Below are 21,707 nucleotides of genomic sequence, written 5' to 3' on the forward strand. Positions count from 1 at the left end.
GTTCTCTTCATTATTTGGGTCGCGGCCTTGGCCGCAAAAAATCGAGGGGCGAGCACCTTACAGGCCGTAATCGCGCTCTACCCGTGCAATGCGTGTCTTGAAGGCGCTATACCACTTCTCACGTCCGAGCCGCTGGGCCTCTTTGTGCTCCAGCTCCGCCTTCCAATTGCGAATGGACTCGAGATCGCGCCAGTAGGAGACCGTGATACCCACTCCGTCACGCGCTGACTCCATACCAAGAAAGCCGCTCTGTCGCTGAGCCAACTCGACCATCCGTTCGGCCATCGCGCCGTAACCTGCATCCTTGTCAGTTCGCAGAGAGGTAAAAATCACTGCGTAGTAAGGGGGCTCGGGAGTATTGGCTATCATCCTGTCTCCTTGTATATGGGCCGCACTCGCGAGAGTTAACGGCTCTTCCTGCCATTCAGGTCACGCACTTGACCGGCTTAGATGATGGCGAGGTTGCCCTTCTCTTCGAGCCATTCGCGGCGATCGCTCGCCCGCTTCTTGGCCAGCAGCATGTCCATCAGCTGCAGGGTCTCGTCAGCCGCATCCCCTTCACTCTCCCCTGCCGGATCCATGGTGAGCTGCACCAGACGGCGGGTGTTGGGATCCATGGTGGTTTCCCGCAGCTGTTTCGGGTTCATTTCGCCCAAGCCCTTGAATCGGGTCACCATCACCTTGCCTTTCTTCTTCTCGGCCTCGACCCGCTGCAGCACGCCGTTCTTCTCGTCCTCGTCGAGGGCGTAGTAGACCTCTTTACCGATATCGATCCGGTAGAGGGGCGGCATGGCGACATAGACGTGGCCCTTCTCCACCAGCGCACGGAAGTGCTTCACGAAGAGGGCGCAGAGCAGGGTGGCGATGTGCAGACCGTCCGAGTCCGCATCCGCGAGGATGCACACCTTGCCATAGCGCAGGCCACTGAGGTCATTGGAGTCGGGGTCAAGACCGATGGCCACGGAAATATCGTGAACTTCTTGCGAGGCGAGCACCTGACCGGCCTCCACCTCCCAGGTGTTCAGGATCTTGCCGCGCAGCGGCATGATGGCCTGAAACTCGCGATCCCGCGCCTGCTTGGCACTGCCGCCCGCGGAGTCACCCTCCACCAGGAACAGCTCGCCCTGCATGGGGTCGGCGCAGCCGCAATCGGTCAGCTTGCCGGGCAGTGCCGGGCCTTGCGTTATCTTCTTGCGCACCACCGTCTTGGCGGCACGCATCCGGCGCTGGGCGCTGGAGATGCAGAGCTCGGCGATCTGCTCCGCCAGCTCGGTGTTGCTGTTCAGGTAGAGGCTGAAGGCATCCTTCACCACGCCGGAGACGAACGCCGAGCTCTGGCGGGAGGAGAGGCGCTCCTTGGTCTGACCGGCGAACTGCGGATCCTGCATCTTGATGGAGAGGATGTAGGCGCAGCGATCCCAGATATCTTCCGGAGTCAGCTTGACCCCGCGCGGCAGCAGGTTGCGGAACTCGCAGAACTCGCGCATGGCGTCGAGCAGCCCCTGACGCAGACCGTTGACGTGAGTACCGCCCTGCGCAGTGGGAATGAGGTTCACATAGGATTCGGCGAGGCATTCGCCCCCTTCCGGCAACCAGCAGAGGGCCCAGTCCACCGCCGACTGTTCGGAGCTGAACGAGCCGATAAAGGGCTGCTCCGGCAGGCAGGTGTACTGCTTGACCGCATCGATCAGGTAATCCTTGAGGCCATCTTCGTAGCACCACTCCAGCTTGATGCCGGTGTTCTTGTCGAGGAACTTGATGGTGAGGCCAGGGCAGAGCACGGCCTTGGCTTTGAGCAGGTGCTCCAGCTTGGTGACCGAGAACTTGGGCGAATCGAAGTAGCTCGCCTGCGGCCAAAAGCGCACCCGGGTGCCGGTGTTGCGACGACCGCAGGTGCCGGTGATGGTCAGCTCCTGCACCTTCTCACCGCGCTCGAAGGCGATGTCATAGACCTGACCATCGCGACGTACCGTCACCTCGACCCGATCGGAGAGGGCGTTTACTACCGAAATACCCACCCCGTGCAGACCGCCGGAGAACTGGTAGTTCTTGTTGGAGAATTTGCCGCCCGCGTGCAGCTTGCAGAGGATCAGCTCCACCCCGCTGACACCCTCTTCCGGGTGGATATCGACCGGCATACCGCGGCCGTCGTCGATCACTTCGAGGGACTGGTCTTCATGCAGGATCACCTCCAGATTGCGGGCGTGACCTGCCAGCGCTTCATCGACGCTGTTGTCGATGACCTCCTGGCCGAGGTGGTTGGGCCGGGTGGTGTCGGTATACATGCCGGGGCGGCGACGCACCGGTTCAAGGCCATTGAGGACCTCAATGGCATCCGCATTGTATTGAGTAGACATGGAGGGCCTTGCGAATTGACGTTTGGGGAGAATCTTACTCGTTGGGAGGGTATTGGACAAACTTGGCTGCGGGAAAGGGTGATCCGGAGGGGATTGTGCCCCTCCCAAGGCTGTCTCAGCTCCCCTCGGCAGGGCCCGGCAGCGCCTGTTGCAGCTGGGAGAGCGAGCTTTGCAGCCGCCACACCATGCCTGCCAGCTCTCGCGCCGTGCCATCGCCATGGTTGGCCAGCCCCTGACTGATCCGCTGCAGCTCGGCCAGCGTGCGATCCAAGGAGGCGTGCTGCACCCCCTGCTCGGTGAGGATCCCCTTCAGGCTGCGGATACAGTTGGCGCGCACCAGATAGAGGGGGTGCTCGTCACCGCGCCACTGGCGCAGCTGCCAGACGATATGGCTGCAGTTGAGCAGCACCACGCCCCAGCGCAATACCCAGAGGCGGGCGGTCTGATCCTGACTCTGGCCGAGCTGGCTGATGCAGTGGTAGATGAGCGACTCGAACTGGCTCTCGCTCTGGCGCGGGGCGGGCTCCAGTTGCTCCATGAAGTGGCGGCGCAGGGAGCGGATGAGGCGGCGGCTCTTGCGCCGATCCGAGCTGGGTCGCAGCAGCTGAAACGCCAGCGCGGCGCTCATCACCCCCAGCATCTGGGCAAGGCTGCTGTTGATGAACTGCTGATAGTCGTAGCTGGGCGGATTGGTGATGGCGAGAAACGAGCCGAGCAGCACGATCATCTGGCCCCAGAGGCCCGCCTGCCGCACCTGCTGTTGTTTGCAGAGCTGCATGGTGAGCAGCGCCGGAAAGAGCAAGAGGCAGAAGATCCAGAAATCGTCGATGCGGATCATCAGGCCAAACTTGACCGTAAAGCAGATGAGGCTGAGCAGCAGGATCGCCCTGAGCATGGTGTTGGCCCCCTGAGCCGGCGCCGGGGTCGCCGAGTAGAGCACGCAGCAGATGGAGAGCATGGTGAGCGCCGAGCTGCCCGCATCCCACTGACTGTTGATCCAGAAAGTGCAGCCGAGCAGCACGCAGAGGAAGGTGCGCCCGCCGTTGTAGGCGGCCTCCAGCGTGTCGGTATGGCTGGTGAGGGAGGTGTGACGGGGCGGCGCCGGCCACTCCTGATCGTCGTAGCGGGTCAACCGGTCGAGCCAGCGCTGGCACTCCAGATAGCTCCAGCAGAAATGGCGCAGCCGCAGCAAAAAGGTGCGCAGCCGGTAATCATGCTCGCTGGTCGGCATCAGGGGAGCCAGCAACCTCGCGACCCGATACTTGTCGCACTCCGGCTTGCCAAGCTCGGCCAGCAGGGTGGCGAGCAGCGCCTGAATGCCTTCCGGTTGTTCCGGCCAGTTGTGCAGCATGCGGCGCTGGCTGGAGATAAGGCTGATCAGGCGCAGCTGGCGATGGAGCAGGAAGTTGAGCAGCCGGTTCTGGCGCCGCAGCCGGTGATGGCTCCAGACCGCCTGAATGCGTAGTACGTTCATGGTGAGGATCTGGCCGATCAACCCCTCGTGGGAGCTGCGTACCTCGTGCGTCATCTCCCCCAGCCAGAGCAGCTGGGCATGCTCCAGCAGGCGGGCTTGGCTCTTGCGCAGGGATTCCAGCAGGGTTTCGCTGTCGGAGGTGCTGGGCAGGATCATCATCATCAGACCGCCGCAGAGGATGCCGATGATCACCTCGCTCACCCGCGCCTGGGCAATATCGAAGATATGGTGGGGATCCGCCACATTGACGCAGGAGAAGGCGATGATGGCGGCAGTGTAACCGCCGAGGGCGAAGGCGTAGGAGACGTTGTTCTGATAGTGGTTGGAGATGTAGGTGCACAAGCCCAGCCAGAGGGCGATGAGAAAGCTGAACAGCCAGGGATCGCTGATGCCAAGACCGGTGATCATCACCGCCGCCATCGCCCCCATCAGGCTGCCAACCACCCGCCCCAGACTCTTGCTGATCACCCCGCCCACAGTGGGAAAACTCACCACCGCGGCCGAGCTCATCGCCCAGTAGGGGGAGTCGAGCTGCAGCACGAAGGCCAGCCAGAGCGACAGGCACATGGCCAGCGCATTGCGCAGGGCATAGCGCCACTGCCCCCCTGTCGCCTTCCCCCAGGGGGTACGCAGCCAGAATGACTCGCTCACCCTACTCGCCAATGGTGATGGTGCAGGTGGTGCCGGCGATCAGCGTCACGTCCGCCGGCACATCCAGCAGCCTGATCCGCACCGGCACCCGCTGGGCCAGCCGCACCCAGGGCACGTTGGGTTTGACGTCGATCAGCAGGCCGTTGCCGCCATCGACGCTCTGATCGTGGATGGCGCGCCCTATGCTCTCCACCTCGCCGCGCAACCGCTGTTCACCGCTGTAGAGCACCACTTCAGCCGGTTTGCCCGGTGCTATGTGGCCGAGCTTGGTCTCTTCAAAGTAACCCTGCACATAGAAGGAGTGAGTATCCACCAGCGCCACCAGCGGCACGCCGGCGCTGGCATAGTTGCCGACCCGGGTCTGCAGGTTGGTGATGTAGCCATCGCTCGCGGCATGCACCCGGGTCTTGGCCAGCGACCACTCCGCCTTCTCCAGATTGGCCTGTGCCACCTGATAGGCCGCCTGCATCGCCTGGGCATTGAGGCGCGCTTCGTCCATCGTCTCGGCGGAGATGACGCTGCGCGACAGGCCGCTGCGGCGATTCGCCTCATGCTCGGCCTTGTCGAGATCCGATTTCGCCTTGGCCAGCGCTGCCCGGGCATTATCGAGAGCGATCCGGTAGGGCTCGGGGTCGAGCGTAAAGATCTCCTCCCCCGCCTTCACCAGCTGGTTGTCCTTCACCGCTATCTTGATGATCTTGCCCGACACCTCGGGGGTAATGCTGACCAGCTCGGCGCGCACCTTGCCATCCCGGGTCCAGGGCCCCTGCATGTAGTAGTTCCACAGCCACCAGCCCGCCGCCAGCGCCAGCGCGCAGACCAGCAGGGTGGAGAAGTATTTGAGGGTCGCGAGAGGTGATTTAGCCATGTAACAGCATCCATAGAGCGCCGCTGACGGCGAGGATAAAGAGGGAGAGATCCATCAGCAAGGGGTGCCAGACATCCCCGCCATAGAGCCAGTCACGCAGCAGATGGTGCACCGGCAGCCAGCAGAGCAGGCCGAGCAACACCGCCTTGAACAAGGGCGGAAAGTAGAGAGAGGCGCCCAGTACCAGATCCGGCAGCGCAGAAGGAGTTGTCACAAACGTGCTCCCTGTTGGCAGTGAAGTTCAGAAGAGTTCGGCCATTCCCTGCCCCGGGCGAGGCAAAGTAAACAGGCCGCTAAAGATTAACACTGCCCCGCAGGGCGCAACAGGAACATATGAGCCCCTTTCGTTCAGGCCTGTCGATCCGCTGGATGGTGCACTCCATCGCGCGTCGGCACCTCCCCAAGCTCGAACGGGTTCACTTCCTCAGATGTCAATCAAACAGGGTATCGCGCCGCCCCTGCTGCAAGTGCTCATGGAGGGTGCGCAGCTGGGAGGCCACCACCCGATGGCGGGAGAGCGGGGGCAAGTCGTCGATGGGGAAGTACCCCGCCCCTTTGGTTTCATCGGTTTCGCCCAGCAGCTGGCCGCCGGTCACCTCGCACAGGAAGAAAGCCTTGTGGGCGTGGGGCAACTGGGGTGGATGAGGGTGTTTTAGCTTGTCGAACAGGGCCAGCAGTTGCACCGCCCGACACGCAAGGCCGGTTTCCTCAACGGCTTCACGCACCACGGCATCCGCCGGCGAGTCACCGATATCGCACCAGCCACCGGGCAGAGTCCAGCAGTCGTCGCTGCGCTCCTGCACCAGCAGGATATGACCCGCATCGTTCTGAATGAAGGCCCGCACATCGAGCTTGGGGGTGGGATAACCGTGATCGAGGGCAATCCAGTCGCTAATGGCTTCCGGCGCCAGCTCGCTCTGGCTGGCAATAAGGGCCACGGTGGCCGCTCGCAGCGCCTCGAAACGGCAGATATCGAAGGGGTCTTTGGAGTAGGTGAGGCCCGCTTGCGCCGTGGCCAGTACCTGTTCCAGAAAGGCGGACAACGGCGGTTGCATGATTAAAGCCCGAGGAAACGGATAATCTGGGCGGGGTAACGCTCAAACGCGACAAAGGCGTGGTTGCCGCCGCACTCCAGCGAGAGGCGGGCAAAACGGTATTCATCCAGCGCCTTGCGATAGTCGAGCACCTCATCTCCCTGCTGCTGCAGGATCCAGAGTCGCTCCGGCGCCGTCACCGGTACCGCCAGCGCTCGCAGCTCATCCATATGTTCAGGCAGCAGCTGGTACTGCTCACCCGTATAGGGATTGGTCTGGGGGCCAAGGTAGTCACAGAGCAGCTCATGCGGGCGCACCGCGGGATTGATTAGGGCCGCGCGGCAGCCGTACTGCTCGCTGACCCGGGTCGCCATAAAGCCACCGAGGGAGCTACCCACGGTGCCGAGCTTGAATTCACTACCATAGCGGCTCTGCAAATTGGCAATGGTCTGTTCGATGGCCGCCCAGGCTGCCGCTGGCGTATTGGGCTGGGCCGGGATCACCACCTCTATATCGGGTCGGTTGGTGGCCACCCAGGCCGCCATCTGCTGCGCCTTGGCGGAACCGGGTGAGGAGTTGAAACCGTGCAGGTAGAGGAGAACGGGCTTCATGGCGACTCCTCAATAACCGGTGGCATTGGGGTCGGGCACAAACTGCCCCACCGGCAGACGCCACACCTGGCTGGCGATACGGCCATCAGGGTAGAGGGTGAGGTAGCGCCAGCCCGGGCCGGACTCGTCCAGCGCGAAACCGTCACAGAGCGGTTTGAACTGGATGCAGGTCGATGGGCTGGCGATCAGCCGCACGCCGCGGTGCACCTCGTCAAACTCCTGATGGACGTGGCCAAACAGAATGGTCTTCTGCTGCGGGTGGCGAGCCAGCACGGCAAACAGGTCATCGGCATTCTTGAGATTGTGCTGATCCAGCCAGGCACAACCCACCGGCACCGCCTGATGGTGCAGGGCGATGAGGGCGTGGCGATCCGGATACTGGCGCAGAGCACGGTCGAGCGCTTCCAGCTGGTGATCACCGATCATGCCGTGGGGTTTGCCACGCACCTGGGTGTCGAGCAGGATCACCTGCCAGTGGTTTCCCACCAACTGCTTGGACTCACTGATCCCGGCGGCATGGAGGTATTCGGTCATCAGCGGACTGTCATCGTGATTGCCTGGCAACCAGTAGATGGGGCGGCCAAGAGGCGCCATCATGGAGGCAAAACGCAGATAGGATTCCGGGCTGTGATCCTGCGACAGATCGCCGGTCGCCAGGATCACCTCGTAGGGATGGTCGTTGGCCTGCACCTGTTCCAGCACGGCAGCCAGACTCTCTGCTGTACGCACGGCCAACAGCCGTCCCTCTTCACTGGCAAAGAGATGGGTATCGGTAATTTGCAACAGGCGCACACTGCCGTCCTGCGCCTGGGGGAGCTCTGTTTCCAAAATCACGCTTCTTTATATTTGTTCAACTGGAGATATTGATGGGGCTGGTGCCATGCCTGAGACAAAATTTCAGCCATTCGGCCAGAAACAGATTTACCTGCTCCTTTTCATCCCGCTGGTGCATCTTTTTGTTGGGGTAATCATAACGTGGTTGCAAACGGGAAATCTGTTGCGCCGCACACACTTCCGCCATCCGCACATCATGATACAAACGAATCTCGATTTGAGCCTGCAGATATTCGGGCAACTCGGGATTGTGCTGACTCAAAAGAACCTGAGAAGTGAAGCGACTCTCGCCACAAATGGTGAGCTGGAACTGCAGATCGTTGCCAACACGATAGCGGCGTTCAGATCCGACTTCCCCATCTGGCGGCAGCAGTTTCATCAGCGCCATGTAATTGACCTCGCAGGTACGCTGCAAGGACATCAGATCAGGCACATAGCGCCTGCTCTGTTGCTGGGTCTGAGCCAACTCAGCGCTCCGCCAACCAGCGGGCGCGCAACTCGCCGTGGTTGAGGGCCAGCCACTGCAGGGCGATGACCGAGGCGGCGTTGTCGATGCGCCCCTCTTTCAGCCAGGCGTAGGCCTGCTCGCGGCTCACCACGTGGACCCGGATATCCTCGCCTTCATCCGCCAGACCGTGCAAACCGCTCGCCTTGCTGGCATCCACCTCGCCCACATAGACCTCGATCCGCTCGGTACTGCCGCCCGGGCTCACCAGATAGCTGATGGCATGTTCGCAGCGGGCTACCTCGATCCCTGCTTCTTCCACCGCTTCGCGACGCACCACCGCCTCGGCAGTCTCACCTTCGTCGATAATGCCGGCCACCAGCTCCAGCAACCATGGGGTCGGGCTGGTCTCCATGGCGCCGATGCGAAACTGCTCCACCAGCACTATCTGGTCGCGCACCGGATCATAGGGGAGCAGCGCAGCAGCATGGCCCCGTTCAAACAGCTCGCGTACGATGGGCTGATTCCAACCACCAGCAAATAACCTGTGCTGCAGGCGATAGACGTTCACCTTGAAAAAGCCGTTATATCCAGCTGATTTTTCAATGATTTTCACATCATCAGCGGCATAGTGCCGATCTTGCGGCAAGGGTTGCTGCGACATCAGGGACTCCCGTCAGCTTGACTTGAACCAGTTTGACCATAAAATCCGAGGAACATGAATGAACATTCATTCACTCGGTGTAACATGGTAATGAGGGGTGGATTTTAGCAGCCACAGACCATTTGGCTAGGCACTCGGGGAGAAAACTGCAGCCGGTTCTTGACGTTCCCGTCACCGGACCCGAGACACTTCGCATTAAATTTTGCTTATAGTAGAGTGATTAAGCTGCAATCAAGCTTGGTCGGCGACAATATTTGCCCTCTCCAGCAACCAGTTTGGGTTACTACATAAGGTTAAAACGATCTATGAAAAGAACACTCTTGTCCGTCATGGTGTTGCTGGGCGTCAGTGCCGGTGCCCACGCCGAAAACCTGCTCGATATCTATCAACAAGCCCAGCTGAAAGACCCGCAGTTGCTGCAGTCCAAAGCCGTTCGCGACCAGGCCTTCGAAAAGATCAACGAATTCCGCGCCCCCCTGCTACCCCAGATTGATCTGGGCGCCGGGCTCAATTATTTGCAAAACAAGAACGATACCCAGACCAATAACAACGCCAAGGGTGAGCTGACGCTGTCACAATCCCTTTATCGTCGCAGCAACTGGGTCAATCTGGATATCGGCGAGAAGCAGGCCACCCAGTCTGATGTCGCCTACAACCTCGAAATCCAGAACCTGATGGTGCGCACTGCCAAAGCCTACTTTGATGTGCTCAAGGCGATGGATACCCTGGAGTTTGTGCGTGCCAACAAGGTTGCAGTAGAGCGCCAACTGGAGCAGACACAGCAGCGTTTCGAAGTGGGTTTGACCGCCATCACCGATGTGCATGAAGCGGAAGCCTCTCGCGACCAGGCGCTGGCTGACGAGATCAATGCCGAGAATACTCTGGATAACAGCTACGAAGCCCTGCGCGAGCTGACCGGTGTTGATCACCGCAACCTGGACATCCTCAACACCGATCGCTTCAGCCCGCAGAAGACCGCCTTCGGTTCCGACAAATGGCTGGAGCTGGCGCTGGACAAGAACCTGCAACTGCACAATGCCCGCATCGCCAAGGATATCGCCAAGGAGCAGATCGATCTCGCCAAGACCGGCCACGAGCCGACCTTGGATCTGGGCGCCGGCCTGCAAACCAGCAATACCGATTACAAGCTGGATAGCATTCAGAACGGTGGCAATGACAACCAGGCCAATATCGGTCTGACCTTCAAGCTGCCCCTCTACAGCGGTGGCGCCACCAGCTCCAAGGTTAAGCAGGCTCAATACAACTATGTTGCGGCCAGCGAGCTGCTTGAGAAGAACTTCCGCTCGGTGCAGAGCACGGTGCGCTCCTCCTATAACAACGTGAATGCCAGCATCGGCTCGGTACGTGCCTACAGCCAGTCTGTGGTCTCCGCCGACAGCGCCCTGAAGGCGACCGAAGCCGGTTACGAAGTGGGTACCCGTACCATCGTCGACGTGCTGGACTCCACTCGCAAGCTTTACGAGGCCAAGCAGAAGCTCTCCGAAGCCCGTTACAACTACATCCTCAATATCCTGAGCCTGAAGCAGGCTGCCGGTGTGCTGGAAGCGCAGGATCTGGTGGAAGTAAACCAGGGCTTGATGCCTGCCACCGCAAAAGCCAAGGCCAAGGCCAAAGCCTGATAGCCGTTATCGGACATGAAAAAGGCGACCGCAAGGTCGCCTTTTTGTTATCCGGATTCTTGTCGGCGGCTCTCTCTGTTTATCGCGCCGTCTGTCGGCCCCACCATCCAGTGGGGCAAACACTATCGTTAGCCGCGCTCGCGGATCGTCTTGATGATGTCGGTGGTGGAGCAGCCATCCTCGAAGTTGAGAACGCGCACCTCGCCGCCATTGGCAGTCACCTCGGCGTAACCTGCAATCTCTTCCGGCTTGTAGTCACCGCCCTTGACCAAGAGGTCTGGCAGGATCTCGGCAATCAGGCGCTGTGGGGTATCTTCACCAAACGGCACAACCCAATCCACCGCGCCAAGCGCAGCCAGCACCGCCATGCGGCGCTCGGTCGGGTTGACCGGACGACCCGGCCCTTTCAGACGGCGAACCGACTCGTCGGTGTTGACCGCCACGATCAGGCGATCCCCCAGCTTGCCCGCGTTGGCCAGATAGGAGACATGGCCGGCGTGCAGGATGTCGAAACAGCCGTTGGTCATCACCACTTTCTCGCCGCGCAGACGGGCGGCACGAACCGCCACTTTCAGCTGAGCTTCGGACATAACGCCAAAGCCGGTCTCCTGCTCGGTATAGAGAGCATTGGCCAGCTCGACCGGACTCACGGTAGAGGTACCCAGCTTGCCGACCACGATACCGGCAGCGGTATTGGCCAGCGCACAGGCTTCGTCCAGGCTCTTGCCTGCCGCCAGCGAAGTGGCCAGGGTGGAGATCACGGTATCACCGGCACCGGTCACATCGTAAACCTCGTGGGCCTGAGCCGGCAGATGCAACTCCGGCTGACCTTCGCGGATCAGGGTCATGCCGTTCTCGGAACGGGTGACCAGCAGGGCATCCAGCTCGAAGCGCTTGACCAGATCCAGTCCCTTGGCGACCAGCTCCTCTTCACTCTTCACCTTGCCTACCACGGCCTCGAATTCGGACATGTTGGGGGTCAGCAGGGTGGCACCGCGGTACTTCTCGAAGTCGGTCCCCTTGGGGTCGACCAACACCGGAATACCGGCGGCACGGGCACGCTTGATCATGCCGGGCACGTCGTTGAGAGCACCCTTGCCGTAGTCGGAGAGGATCATCACGTCGCTATTCGGCAGCGCCTGCTCGACCTTGGTCATAAGCAGGGTGGCATCGACGGAGTGGAAGGGCTCTTCAAAGTCCAGACGCAGCAGTTGCTGGTTGCGGGACAGCACCCGCAGCTTGGTGATGGTCGGGAAGTCGGCCAGACGAACGAAGTCACAGGCCACCTTGACGCCAGCCATCTGGCCAGCCAGCGCATCGGCAGCTTCATCCTGACCGGTCAGGCCAAGCAGCACGGCGTGGGCGCCCAGCGCAGCGGAGTTGAGGGCCACGTTGGCCGCGCCACCGGGACGCTCCTCAATGTGTTCAACCTTGACCACGGGCACCGGCGCCTCGGGGGAGATCCGGCCGGTAGGGCCATGCCAGTAACGGTCCAACATGACATCGCCAACGACCAGAACGCGGGCTTTTTCAAACTCGGGCAGGGTGATCTTCATCTGTATCGACTCTCAAAACCTGAAAAATCAGTCGCCGATTTTATCACACTCTTTTATTTGAGGGAGAAAAAGCAAACCTGCGGTTTCCATTTAAAGGAAACCGATAGTTAGGATTCCCGTAACACCAGTGAACCACAATTAGCCCCTCTGACCAGCACACTGCCATTCGCCCCCGCCCCCTCTTTTCGGCTAGAATCCCCCGATTGTGTTTGCGAACAAGAGATTAGCCATGGCCCACGACAACGCTCCCCGCCTCGAGCCCCGCATGTTTCATCCCCGTTACTGGGCCAGCTGGTTCGGCCTCGGCCTGCTCTGGCTGCTGACCCTGCTGCCGTGGCGCAGCCAGATGTGGCTGGGCCGTCAGCTCGGTCGTCTCGCCGCCAGGATATTGAAGTCCCGGGTCAAGATCGCCCGTCGCAATCTGGAGCTGGCGATGCCCGAGCTGACCCGGGATGAGCGGGAGAAACTGCTTAAGGCAAACTTCGAGAGCGTGGGCTGCGCCGTGTTCGAGGTGGGGATCGCCTGGTTCTGGCCAGACTGGCGGATGCGCAACCTGATGAAGGTGGAAGGGGAAGAGCATGTCATCGCTGCCATGGAAAAAGGTCAGGGCATGCTGCTGCTCTCCTGCCACTTCCTAACGCTGGAACTCAACGCCCGCTGTTTCGGGCTGGTGCGCCCCGGGGTCGGCGTCTATCGCCCCAACACCAACCCGGTGCTGGAGTATGCCCAGTACCACGGTCGCTGCGCCTCCAACAAATATCTGGTGGACCGGATGGATGTGAAGGGGATGATCAAGGCGCTGCGCAACGGCGACGCCCTCTGGTATGCACCGGATCACGACTACGGCAGCCACGCCAGCGTGTTCGTGCCCTACTTCGCGGTAGAGCAGGCGGCCACCATCACCGGCACCGCCACCCTGGCTCGGGTTAAAAACACCGTAACCCTGCCCTGCTACAACATCCGTACCAGCGAGGGTTACACCCTGCATATCGGGGCGCCGCTCGCCGACTACCCGAGCGGAGATGACATGGTCGATGCCGCCCGCGCCAACCGTGAGATTGAAGCCGCCGTGCGCAAGGCGCCGGAGCAGTACATGTGGCTCCATCGCCGCTTCAAGACCCGCCCCTCCCCCGAGGATGCCGGTTTCTACTAAACCGCAGCCACCGACATGGGATAGCTCGTAAAAACCGACAAACCGCCTGCTGGCGGTTTGTTTTTATCTGCAGTCTGGCCTGCGCGGCAAACAAGCGTCCCGAACATCTGCCGCGCAATCACATCCTGCATGTTGGCGCCCATTCCCACCAGCCAGCAGCAAAAGAGAGCTCATCACCAACCGTAAAAACTGAAAGCGGGTTACAAATTTATTGATTCATTGATAAGCAATGGAGTGTTTCGATAGATCCATCGTCACCACCCGCTGATGAGTGACTGAGTAACTTGTCCCATTCGAATACAAAAATATAATTTGTGACGCTAATCACCATTCCACAAGAGAGCCACAAAGTAACTTTAGTGATTTAAATCACAAAAAATGACCATGCAAAACAGAAAAGATCGAAATGTAGCCGAATTACAGCTCTCGAATGTGATCAGGGTCACTGGTTATGGAGGGGGTATCGCTGGGTATCTGAGAGCTGGATCACAAGACACCCCGTTTTCAGCCTAATTTGATATCAAGCTGGTAGATTGAAGTTGCTTAGACGACCGGGATGGAGGTTCGGCAAAACCGGCCATCCCGACTACCACTTTTAATCAAACAGGCTTAAAACGGGGTCCCGACATGTTATCACCGGATACCAAAGTCAAGATACAGAATTTTGGACGCTTCCTGTCCAATATGGTCATGCCCAACATAGGCGCCTTTATCGCCTGGGGCTTTATCACCGCCCTCTTCATCCCCACCGGCTGGCTACCCAATGAAACCTTGGCCAAGCTGGTCGGCCCCATGATCACCTACCTGCTGCCGCTGCTGATCGGCTACACCGGCGGCAAGCTGATGGGCGGTGAGCGCGGCGGCGTGGTTGGTGCCATCACCACCATGGGTGTCATCGTGGGCACCGATATCCCCATGTTCATGGGCGCCATGATGGTCGGCCCGCTCGGTGGCTGGGCCATCAAGCGCTTCGACAAGGCGATGGACGGTCGCGTCAAGAGCGGCTTCGAGATGCTGGTCAACAACTTCTCCGCCGGCCTTATCGGCATGCTGCTGGCCATCCTCGCCTTCTTCGTGATTGGCCCCTTCGTCAAGGTGCTCTCCGGCCTGCTGGCCGGTGGCGTCGGCTTCCTGGTGGAAAACCACATGCTGCCGCTCACCTCCATCTTCGTCGAACCGGCCAAGATCCTGTTCCTCAACAACGCCATCAACCACGGCATCTTCTCGCCGCTGGGGATCCAGCAGGCGACCGAGCACGGCAGCTCTATCTTCTTCCTGATTGAAGCGAACCCGGGCCCGGGCATGGGCGTGCTGCTGGCCTACATGGTTTTCGGCCGCGGCGCCGCCAAGCAGTCCGCTGCAGGTGCCTCCATCATTCACTTCTTCGGCGGCATCCACGAGATCTACTTCCCGTATGTGCTGATGAACCCGCGCCTCATTCTGGCGGTGATCGCCGGCGGCATGACCGGGGTCTTTACCCTGACCCTGTTCAATGCAGGTCTGGTCTCCCCTGCCTCACCGGGTTCCATCTTCGCAGTGTTGTTGATGACGCCGAAAGCCTCCCTGATCGGGGTCGCGCTCTCCATCATCAGCGCCACTCTGGTCTCCTTCCTGGTCGCCGCCGTATTCGTGCGTGCCCAGCAGCCGGAAGCCGACGAGGCCGATGCCCTCGGTGAAGCCACCCGCAAGATGAAAGCCATGAAGGGCGGCAAGCCTGAAACCGCAGCGGCCAAAAAGCCGGGCGGTGAACTGATGGCGGTGCGCAATATTGTGGTCGCCTGCGATGCGGGCATGGGTTCCAGCGCCATGGGCGCCGGCATGCTGCGCAAGCGGGTACAGGCCGCCGGGCTCGATATCAGCGTCACCAACCGCGCCATCGATCAGCTCGACGATCAGGTGGACTGGGTCATCACCCACAAGGATCTGACCGAGCGGGCCCGTCGCCACGCGCCGCACGCTCACCATATTTCCCTGACCAACTTCCTCGACAACGGCCTCTATCAGGAGCTGGTTCAAAGCCTGAGCCAGGCCGCCAACGATGATGTCGCCAACCCGCAACTGTTGGTGGCGGCCAACGACGACAGCTACGAGCCGCAGGCCGCCGAAGTCTTTACCCTGAGCCGTCATGACGTGCATCTGGGACTGAAAGCGGACAGCAAGGAGGCCGCCATCCTGACCGCAGGCCGACTGCTGGCGGAGCGGGGCTACGTGGCGCCCGACTACGTCAACGCCATGCTGGAGCGCGAACAGCTGGTCTCCACCTACCTCGGCGAATCCATCGCCGTGCCTCACGGCACCATCGCCGCCAAGGAGTTTGTGAAGCGTACCGGCATCGTCATCTGCCAGTACCCGGCCGGGGTAGCCTTTGGCGAAGCTGCCGATGAGGTGGCGCGGCTGGTGATCGGCATCGCCGCCCGCAACGACGAACACATGCAGGTGATAACCCGCCTGACCAATGCACTGGATGAACCCGGTCTCATCGACCGGCTGGCCAGCACCACGGATCCCCAGGCCTTCCTGGATCTGCTGGGTGCCGAACAGGCTGCGTAATCATCTTTCATAGTCTTTGGTTCAAGAGGTTAATATCATGAAAACATTACATTTTGGTGCTGGTAACATCGGTCGCGGCTTTATCGGTAAAGTGCTGGCAGATGCCAGCCATCAGGTCACCTTCGCCGACGTCAACGACATCCTGATCGACCAGCTCAACCACCGTCAGGAGTACAAGGTTCATGTGGTAGGGGCGGATCAGAAACTGGACGTGGTGCGCAACGTGGCGGCGGTGAGCTCCGCCGGTCACGAGGTGATCGCCCGTATCATCACTGCCGATCTGGTCACCACCGCGGTCGGCCCCAACATTCTGGACAAGATTGCCAGTACCCTGGCCAAGGGGCTGCAGGCCCGCTTCGATGCCGGCAACCTGACACCGCTGAACGTCATCGCCTGTGAAAACATGGTGCGCGGCACCAGCCACCTCAAGCGGGAGGTACTCAAGTACCTGCCGGTCGCGTATCATGCCACGCTCGAATCCTGTATAGGCTTCGTCGACTCGGCGGTGGATCGCATCGTACCGCCCGCCACGGCTGCCAACGATGATCCGCTGGAAGTGACGGTCGAGAGCTTCAGCGAGTGGATCGTCGACCAGACCCAGTTCAAGGGGGAGCTACCGCAGGTGGCGGGCATGGAGCCCACCGACAACCTGATGGCCTTCGTCGAGCGCAAGCTGTTCACCCTCAACACCGGCCACATCGTCACCGCCTACCTCGGCAAACTGCGGGGCTATCGCACCGTGCGCGAGGCGATCGAAGATCCGGTGATCCGCAGCAAGGTGCGCCGCGCCATGGAGGAGAGCGGTGCCGTGCTGGTGAAACGCTACGGCTTCGACCCGCGCCTGCATGCCGCCTACATCGAGAAGATCCTCTCCCGCTTCGCCAACCCCTATCTGGTGGACGAGATTGACCGGGTCGGTCGTCAGCCACTGCGCAAGCTGGCGGCGGGGGACCGACTGGTGAAGCCGCTGCTCGGCACCCTGGAGTACGGCCTGCCAAACGAGCAGTTGCAGGAGGGGATCGCCGCGGCGCTCCATTATCGCAATGCCGATGATCCGCAGGCAGTGGAGCTGCAACAGCTGCTGGCGGAGCTTGGCCCGGCCAAAGCGTTGGCCCGCGTCACCGGACTGGATGCAGAGAGCGAAATCGTCCGCACCATAGTGGCTCGTTACGAGACCTTGTAATACCCTGCTGGCGGCGCATGACCGGATGCTCCTATTGATTGAATCGCAAGGAAATGCGCCCCATATGATAAAAACCGGGAGAGAGGCTAACTCTCTCCCTGTCAGCTGGACCCAATGCACCTATGACCACACACCAGGAAGATGAAGTACTGGAACGACTGAACGAGCAGGATGGCCCCCGCGGCTTCTTTCTCGAAGCCGTGACCATCCTGGAAGAAGCGGTCGACTCCCTGATGCGACGCGCCTTTCGTCAGGAGGAGTATGCCGTCAAATACGCCATTGAACCACTGCTCAACCAGAGCGGCCCCCTCGGCCAGCTGGAGGTGCGCCTCAAGCTTATCTTCGCCCTCGGCCTCATCTCCCTTGAGCGCTATCAGGATCTGGAAGCCTATCTCAAGATCCGCGACTTTCTGGTGCGCGACCCCAAGGATTACCGCTTCAGCGACAAGCCGATCCGCGATCTGCTCGACCGCCTGCACGGGGTCAATCAGGGCGGCATGATGAAGCTGGAGCCCCCTGCCAGCGAAGAGGATTGGGCCTTCTACCAGATGCAGCTCAACCGGCTCGATCAGATGGTGCGCTCCGCACTGGTACTGGCGCTGGCCGACTGTGTCGGCGAGCTCCACAAGGAGAGCCCCATCTAATCCGGCCCCGAGGCCACCCCATCACCACGGTTGGCATCTGGCTGGCGCCCTGCACAACACCGCCAGCCACCATGACGCCGACTGTCGCACATCTCCCCATCCCGGCCATGATGCACGCTCCTTCGGGTGTCAATCTGACCAACTTAGCCACTACACTAGCTCCATACTCACTGCCTGAATCGAGGTCTGCATGATTGCCCTCTCTCTGGCCGGGATCGCCCTGGTCTCCGTGCTGGCCCAATGGCTTGCCTGGTCGCTGCGGGTACCCGCCATCCTGTTTCTGCTGCTCACCGGCCTGACTCTGGGCCCGGTCAGCGGCCTGCTCGACCCCGATGCCCTGCTCGGGGATCTGCTGTTTCCGCTGGTCTCCCTGTCGGTGGCCATCATCCTGTTCGAGGGGGCGTTGACCCTTCATCTGGCCGAGCTCAAGGGGATCGGCAAGGTGGTGCGCAATCTCTGCTCCACCGGCATGCTGGTCAGTTTCGCCGTCATCGGCAGCGCCGGTTACTTCCTGCTGGGGCTGGACTGGCGGGTCGCCACCATGCTCGGCGCGGTACTGGTAGTAACGGGCCCGACGGTGATCGCCCCCATGCTCAACGTGATCCGCCCCACCCGGGAGGTGGACAGGATCCTGCGCTGGGAGGGGATCGTCATCGACCCCATCGGCGCCCTGTTTGCGGTGCTGGTGTTCGAGGCGGTACGCCTCGGCAGTCAGGGAGACCTCATCAGCCATACCCTGTTGGCGCTGGGCAAGACAGTGCTGGTCGGCTCCCTGATCGGGGGGACGGCTGGTTGGCTCACAACCCTGCTCATTCGCAAGGACTGGCTGCCGGTCAGTCTGCACAAGTTCGGCGTGCTGGCGCTGGTGCTGGTCACTTTCAGTCTCTCCAACTGGCTCAGCCACGAATCCGGTCTGCTGGCGGTGACCGTGTTCGGCATCTGGCTCGCCAATCAGGAGGGGCTGGATCTCGAGGAGGTGCTGGCATTCAAAGAAGACCTCGCTGTCATCCTTATCTCCAGCCTGTTTATCCTGCTGGCGGCGCGCCTCGATCTGGCCCAGCTCTGGCAGCTCGGCCCCATGGTGCTGGCGCTGCTCTGCGTGGTGCAATTCGTAGCGCGTCCGCTCTGTATTCTGGTCTCGACCTGGGGCTCGGATCTCTCCTGGCGGGCTCGCGCCCTGCTGAGCTGGATCGCCCCGCGCGGTATCGTTGCGGCGGCGGTCAGCGCCTCGTTCGCCATCAGTCTGCATCAGGCCGAGATCCCCGATGCCGACAAGCTGGTGCCGCTGGTATTTGCAGTGATCATCTCCACCGTGGTGTTGCAGAGCCTCACCTCGGCACCGCTGGCCAGCCTGCTCAAGATGCGCCAGAGCGCCCCCAACACCTGGCTCATCATAGGGGCCAACTCGGTGGCGCGGGCCATAGGCCGGGCGCTGGCGGATCAGGGGGTGCCGGTACAGCTCTGCGATCCCGCCTGGGAGTTCTGCAAACAGGCACGGATGAGCAACCTCCCCTGCTATTTCGGCAACCCCCAGTCGGAACATGCCGAGCTGCACCTGCCGCTTACCAGCATCAGTACCGTGCTGGCGCTCTCCCCCAACCGCCACAACAACGCCCTCGGGGTGCTGCACTTTGCCCACCTCTACGGCGAGGAGCAGGTCTACTCCCTGCGCTCCAGCGAGCAGCACGGCAAGGCCAACCGGGAGAGCGCCACCTTTCGCGCTCGCCAGAACCTGTTCGGCCCCGACATCAACTATGCCCGGCTGAGCAGCCTGCTGAGCCGGGGCGGCCAGATCAAGGCGACCCGCCTGAGCGAGGCGTTCGACTGGGCCCAGTATCAGACCGCCAATCCCGGCGCCATCCCGCTCTTCATCATGGATGGCAAGGGCAAGCCCCAGATCGTTACCGGCCCCGTCACTCCGCAGGCGGGTGAGCTGCTGATCGCCCTGCAGCCGCCCAGAGAGCAGGGCGCCGAATGAACGAAGCCAACCATAATCCGCTGATCGCCCCTCTGCTGGTGCTGCTGCAACAGGCGGCGGGCAGCTACAAGGTGCATGAACTGATGGCCGCCCTGCGCCAGCAGGGGGCGATCCCCCGGCTGGCCGACGACGAGCAGTTGCAGCTGTTTCGGGTCAACTTCCTGATCATGAACGCCCTCTACCAGTTGCAGGCCGAGCTCAGGCAAGAAGGATGGTGGCTAGTGATCAGCACCCTGGATATCCGGCTCGAACCGCTGGCCGGGAACCAGGAGGTCAACCACGGCTTTGCCCTTAGCGAAAATCTGCGTAGCTACTATCTCGACTGGCAGGTGTTCTGGCAGACCGATCGTGCCGAAGTAGAGGCCCTGCTCAACCGCTTCTGGCACGCTTATGACGGTGAGGGGCACAAAGCCGAGGCGCTGGCCCTGTTCGAGTTGAATGAAGGGGCGAGTCAGGAGGCGATCCGCCGCCGCTGGCGGGAGCTGGCATTGCAGCACCATCCGGATCGGGGTGGTAATGCCGAGACCTTTATCCGTATCCGCTGGGCCCGGGAGGTCCTGCGGGGATGATCCGGTTGCCGTCCGCACAAAGAGAGGCATAGACTGGAGCTGAATCCCCCTTCACAGGAGAGCATCATGACAGTCAGTGAACTTCGCAAGCTCTATCAACAACAGATCCTGCAAGAGGCCGAAATACTCCACGACGTGGCCATCCCCGGCTGGCTCATCGAATTCAGAGGCAATGATGGCGCTCTCTACGAGCTGACCGACACCCTCGGCTGCCCGGTCAGTTTCGATACGGTCGAGCAGGCCCGCGATCATGTGCATCTGGTAGCTGACTGCCCGATGCAGGTAGAACACCTCTATCGCTTCTTCGAACGTTAACTCAAACCGTCACATCTCACCCTTGGCTACGGTGAGGCTTGTACCAGGCATATAGTCAGCACTTGCCTGCCACAGGCCTCCCCAGAAACAACCGCTTCGATTTGCTCGTGTTGCAGAGTGCAAGTTGCACGCTATCTGGCATAGACAGCTATAAGTCTGGCTATGGAGTGGCTATCTCTATGGTTACATGGACCAGCTCTTCATGTATCGCCAACCGCGCGCGGATCTCGCTGGCGGAGACAGGCGCCGCCATCAGCAGGGAGAGCACGCAGGCATACTGTTGCTGTCCCACCCGCCAGACGTGCAGATCGCGGATCTCGGCATCCGGCAGGTCGGCAATCACCTCACGGATCTCACCCACCAACGGGGTATCCATCTCGGCATCCAGTAACACCCGACCGGAGTCACGCAACAGACCCCAGGCCCACACAGCCACCAGTACGGCCCCCACTATGCCCATCAGGGGATCCAGCCAGTCGGCCCCCCACAGCATGCCCCCCACCAGTGCTAGGATCGCCAGCACGGAAGTGGCCGCATCCGCCAGCACGTGGATATAGGCGGCGCGCAGGTTGAGATCCTGATGGCCGTGGTGAGCGTCATGGTCATGATGATCGTGGTCGTGATGCTCATGATGGTGGTCATGCCCATGGCCGTGGTGATGATGGCTGTGATCATCCTTGAGCAACCAGGCACAGGCCAGGTTCACCAGCAGCCCCACCAGCGCGATGGCGATCGCCTGTTGATAGTGGATTGGGCTGGGATCCAGTAGCCGGAACACCGACTCGAACAGCATCAGCCCGGCCACCCCCACCAGCAGGAGAGCACTGGTGAAGCCACCCAGCACCTCGATCTTCCAGGTGCCGAAGCTGAATCTGTGGTCGCGGGCAAAGTGGCGGGCGGCGCGATAGGCCAGCACCGAGAGACCGAGCGCCAGCGCGTGGGAGCTCATATGCCAGCCGTCGGCCAGCAGCGCCATGGAGTTGTAAAACCAGCCGCCGCCGATCTCCACCACCATCATGATGACGGTCAGCAGCACGGTCCAACGGGTTTTCTGTTCAGCCAGCGGATTCCCTTCGTGGACGACGGGTTGGTGGCAGTGGGATGAGACAAGGGATGACATGGATTTCTCCTGAGGATGATAATGCAATATACTATACCCCAGTATAGTTTTATTGATCGAG

General features: G+C 61.0%; 20 protein-coding genes. 8 read left to right on the forward strand and 12 right to left on the reverse strand.

What is annotated here, in order from left to right; all coding sequences use genetic code 11:
- Positions 1-57: 57 nt before the first annotated feature.
- From G5171_RS13450 to nudF, 10 genes are all read right to left on the reverse strand, one after another.
- Positions 58-369, reverse strand: a complete 312-nt coding sequence (locus G5171_RS13450) for an antibiotic biosynthesis monooxygenase family protein (protein WP_421260311.1) — start codon at positions 367-369, stop codon at positions 58-60.
- 77 nt (positions 370-446) lie between these two features.
- The gene (gene parE / locus G5171_RS13455) at positions 447-2,357 is read right to left on the reverse strand and encodes a DNA topoisomerase IV subunit B (RefSeq protein ID WP_041209256.1); all 1,911 of its coding nucleotides are present in this window, start codon (positions 2,355-2,357) and stop codon (positions 447-449) included.
- Positions 2,358-2,472: 115 nt separating this feature from the next.
- Positions 2,473-4,482 carry an FUSC family protein gene (locus G5171_RS13460; RefSeq protein ID WP_421260312.1) on the reverse strand — a complete coding sequence of 670 codons (2,010 nt, stop codon included), beginning with the start codon at positions 4,480-4,482 and terminating at the stop codon, positions 2,473-2,475.
- A gap of 1 nt (position 4,483) precedes the next feature.
- On the reverse strand, positions 4,484-5,350 hold the full coding sequence (locus G5171_RS13465; RefSeq protein ID WP_215802040.1) for an HlyD family secretion protein: 867 nt from the start codon (positions 5,348-5,350) through the stop codon (positions 4,484-4,486).
- Positions 5,343-5,585 carry a DUF1656 domain-containing protein gene (locus G5171_RS13470; RefSeq protein ID WP_033113020.1) on the reverse strand — a complete coding sequence of 81 codons (243 nt, stop codon included), beginning with the start codon at positions 5,583-5,585 and terminating at the stop codon, positions 5,343-5,345. Before G5171_RS13470 ends, G5171_RS13465 begins: the two co-directional genes overlap by 8 nt.
- Positions 5,586-5,781: 196 nt before the next feature.
- Entirely contained in the window at positions 5,782-6,405 is a 624-nt protein-coding gene (locus G5171_RS13475) for an NUDIX hydrolase (RefSeq protein ID WP_421260313.1), read from the reverse strand.
- Positions 6,406-6,407: 2 nt separating this feature from the next.
- The gene (locus G5171_RS13480) at positions 6,408-6,995 is read right to left on the reverse strand and encodes a YqiA/YcfP family alpha/beta fold hydrolase (RefSeq protein ID WP_421244411.1); all 588 of its coding nucleotides are present in this window, start codon (positions 6,993-6,995) and stop codon (positions 6,408-6,410) included.
- A gap of 9 nt (positions 6,996-7,004) precedes the next feature.
- Positions 7,005-7,823, reverse strand: a complete 819-nt coding sequence (cpdA, locus tag G5171_RS13485) for a 3',5'-cyclic-AMP phosphodiesterase (RefSeq protein WP_041234061.1) — start codon at positions 7,821-7,823, stop codon at positions 7,005-7,007.
- A 22-nt stretch (positions 7,824-7,845) separates the two neighbouring features.
- Positions 7,846-8,250, reverse strand: a complete 405-nt coding sequence (locus tag G5171_RS13490; protein WP_050552205.1) for a DUF1249 domain-containing protein — start codon at positions 8,248-8,250, stop codon at positions 7,846-7,848.
- 46 nt (positions 8,251-8,296) lie between these two features.
- Positions 8,297-8,938: an ADP-ribose diphosphatase gene (gene nudF, locus G5171_RS13495; protein WP_005343102.1), complete on the reverse strand. Its 642-nt coding sequence runs from the start codon at positions 8,936-8,938 to the stop codon at positions 8,297-8,299.
- A gap of 305 nt (positions 8,939-9,243) precedes the next feature.
- On the opposite strand from nudF, the gene tolC reads away from it, so the two are divergent.
- On the forward strand, positions 9,244-10,578 hold the full coding sequence (tolC, locus tag G5171_RS13500) for an outer membrane channel protein TolC (protein WP_216979537.1): 1,335 nt from the start codon (positions 9,244-9,246) through the stop codon (positions 10,576-10,578).
- Between the two features lie 128 nt (positions 10,579-10,706).
- On the opposite strand, the gene hldE is transcribed toward tolC, so the two are convergent.
- Entirely contained in the window at positions 10,707-12,134 is a 1,428-nt protein-coding gene (hldE, locus tag G5171_RS13505) for a bifunctional D-glycero-beta-D-manno-heptose-7-phosphate kinase/D-glycero-beta-D-manno-heptose 1-phosphate adenylyltransferase HldE (RefSeq protein ID WP_335828531.1), read from the reverse strand.
- 229 nt (positions 12,135-12,363) lie between these two features.
- Here hldE and lpxL point away from each other — a divergent pair, with 229 nt between their 5' ends.
- From lpxL to G5171_RS13540, 7 genes are all read left to right on the forward strand, one after another.
- Positions 12,364-13,287 carry an LpxL/LpxP family Kdo(2)-lipid IV(A) lauroyl/palmitoleoyl acyltransferase gene (gene lpxL, locus G5171_RS13510; RefSeq protein ID WP_421244412.1) on the forward strand — a complete coding sequence of 308 codons (924 nt, stop codon included), beginning with the start codon at positions 12,364-12,366 and terminating at the stop codon, positions 13,285-13,287.
- Positions 13,288-13,914: 627 nt separating this feature from the next.
- On the forward strand, positions 13,915-15,837 hold the full coding sequence (locus tag G5171_RS13515; protein ID WP_268011672.1) for a PTS mannitol transporter subunit IICBA: 1,923 nt from the start codon (positions 13,915-13,917) through the stop codon (positions 15,835-15,837).
- A gap of 37 nt (positions 15,838-15,874) precedes the next feature.
- Positions 15,875-17,020 (forward strand): mannitol-1-phosphate 5-dehydrogenase, encoded by a 1,146-nt coding sequence (locus G5171_RS13520; RefSeq protein WP_268011673.1) that lies wholly within the window; start codon positions 15,875-15,877, stop codon positions 17,018-17,020.
- Positions 17,021-17,142: 122 nt separating this feature from the next.
- Positions 17,143-17,664 (forward strand): MltR family transcriptional regulator, encoded by a 522-nt coding sequence (locus tag G5171_RS13525; protein ID WP_005354914.1) that lies wholly within the window; start codon positions 17,143-17,145, stop codon positions 17,662-17,664.
- A 190-nt stretch (positions 17,665-17,854) separates the two neighbouring features.
- Complete coding sequence (locus tag G5171_RS13530; protein WP_337073641.1) at positions 17,855-19,642, forward strand: sodium:proton antiporter; 1,788 nt, start codon at positions 17,855-17,857, stop codon at positions 19,640-19,642.
- The gene (locus G5171_RS13535) at positions 19,639-20,211 is read left to right on the forward strand and encodes a DNA-J related domain-containing protein (RefSeq protein ID WP_421250965.1); all 573 of its coding nucleotides are present in this window, start codon (positions 19,639-19,641) and stop codon (positions 20,209-20,211) included. The genes G5171_RS13530 and G5171_RS13535 overlap by 4 nt, the downstream gene beginning before the upstream one ends.
- 66 nt (positions 20,212-20,277) lie before the next feature.
- Positions 20,278-20,526, forward strand: coding sequence for a hypothetical protein (locus G5171_RS13540; protein WP_266135317.1), 249 nt, complete (start codon positions 20,278-20,280; stop codon positions 20,524-20,526).
- Between the two features lie 160 nt (positions 20,527-20,686).
- On the opposite strand, the gene dmeF is transcribed toward G5171_RS13540, so the two are convergent.
- The gene (dmeF, locus tag G5171_RS13545; RefSeq protein ID WP_421260314.1) at positions 20,687-21,646 is read right to left on the reverse strand and encodes a CDF family Co(II)/Ni(II) efflux transporter DmeF; all 960 of its coding nucleotides are present in this window, start codon (positions 21,644-21,646) and stop codon (positions 20,687-20,689) included.
- Positions 21,647-21,707 lie beyond the last annotated feature (61 nt).

It is taken from the genome of Aeromonas sp. 600774 (assembly GCF_049175075.1).
In the GTDB taxonomy this organism is placed as follows: domain Bacteria; phylum Pseudomonadota; class Gammaproteobacteria; order Enterobacterales; family Aeromonadaceae; genus Aeromonas; species Aeromonas veronii_A.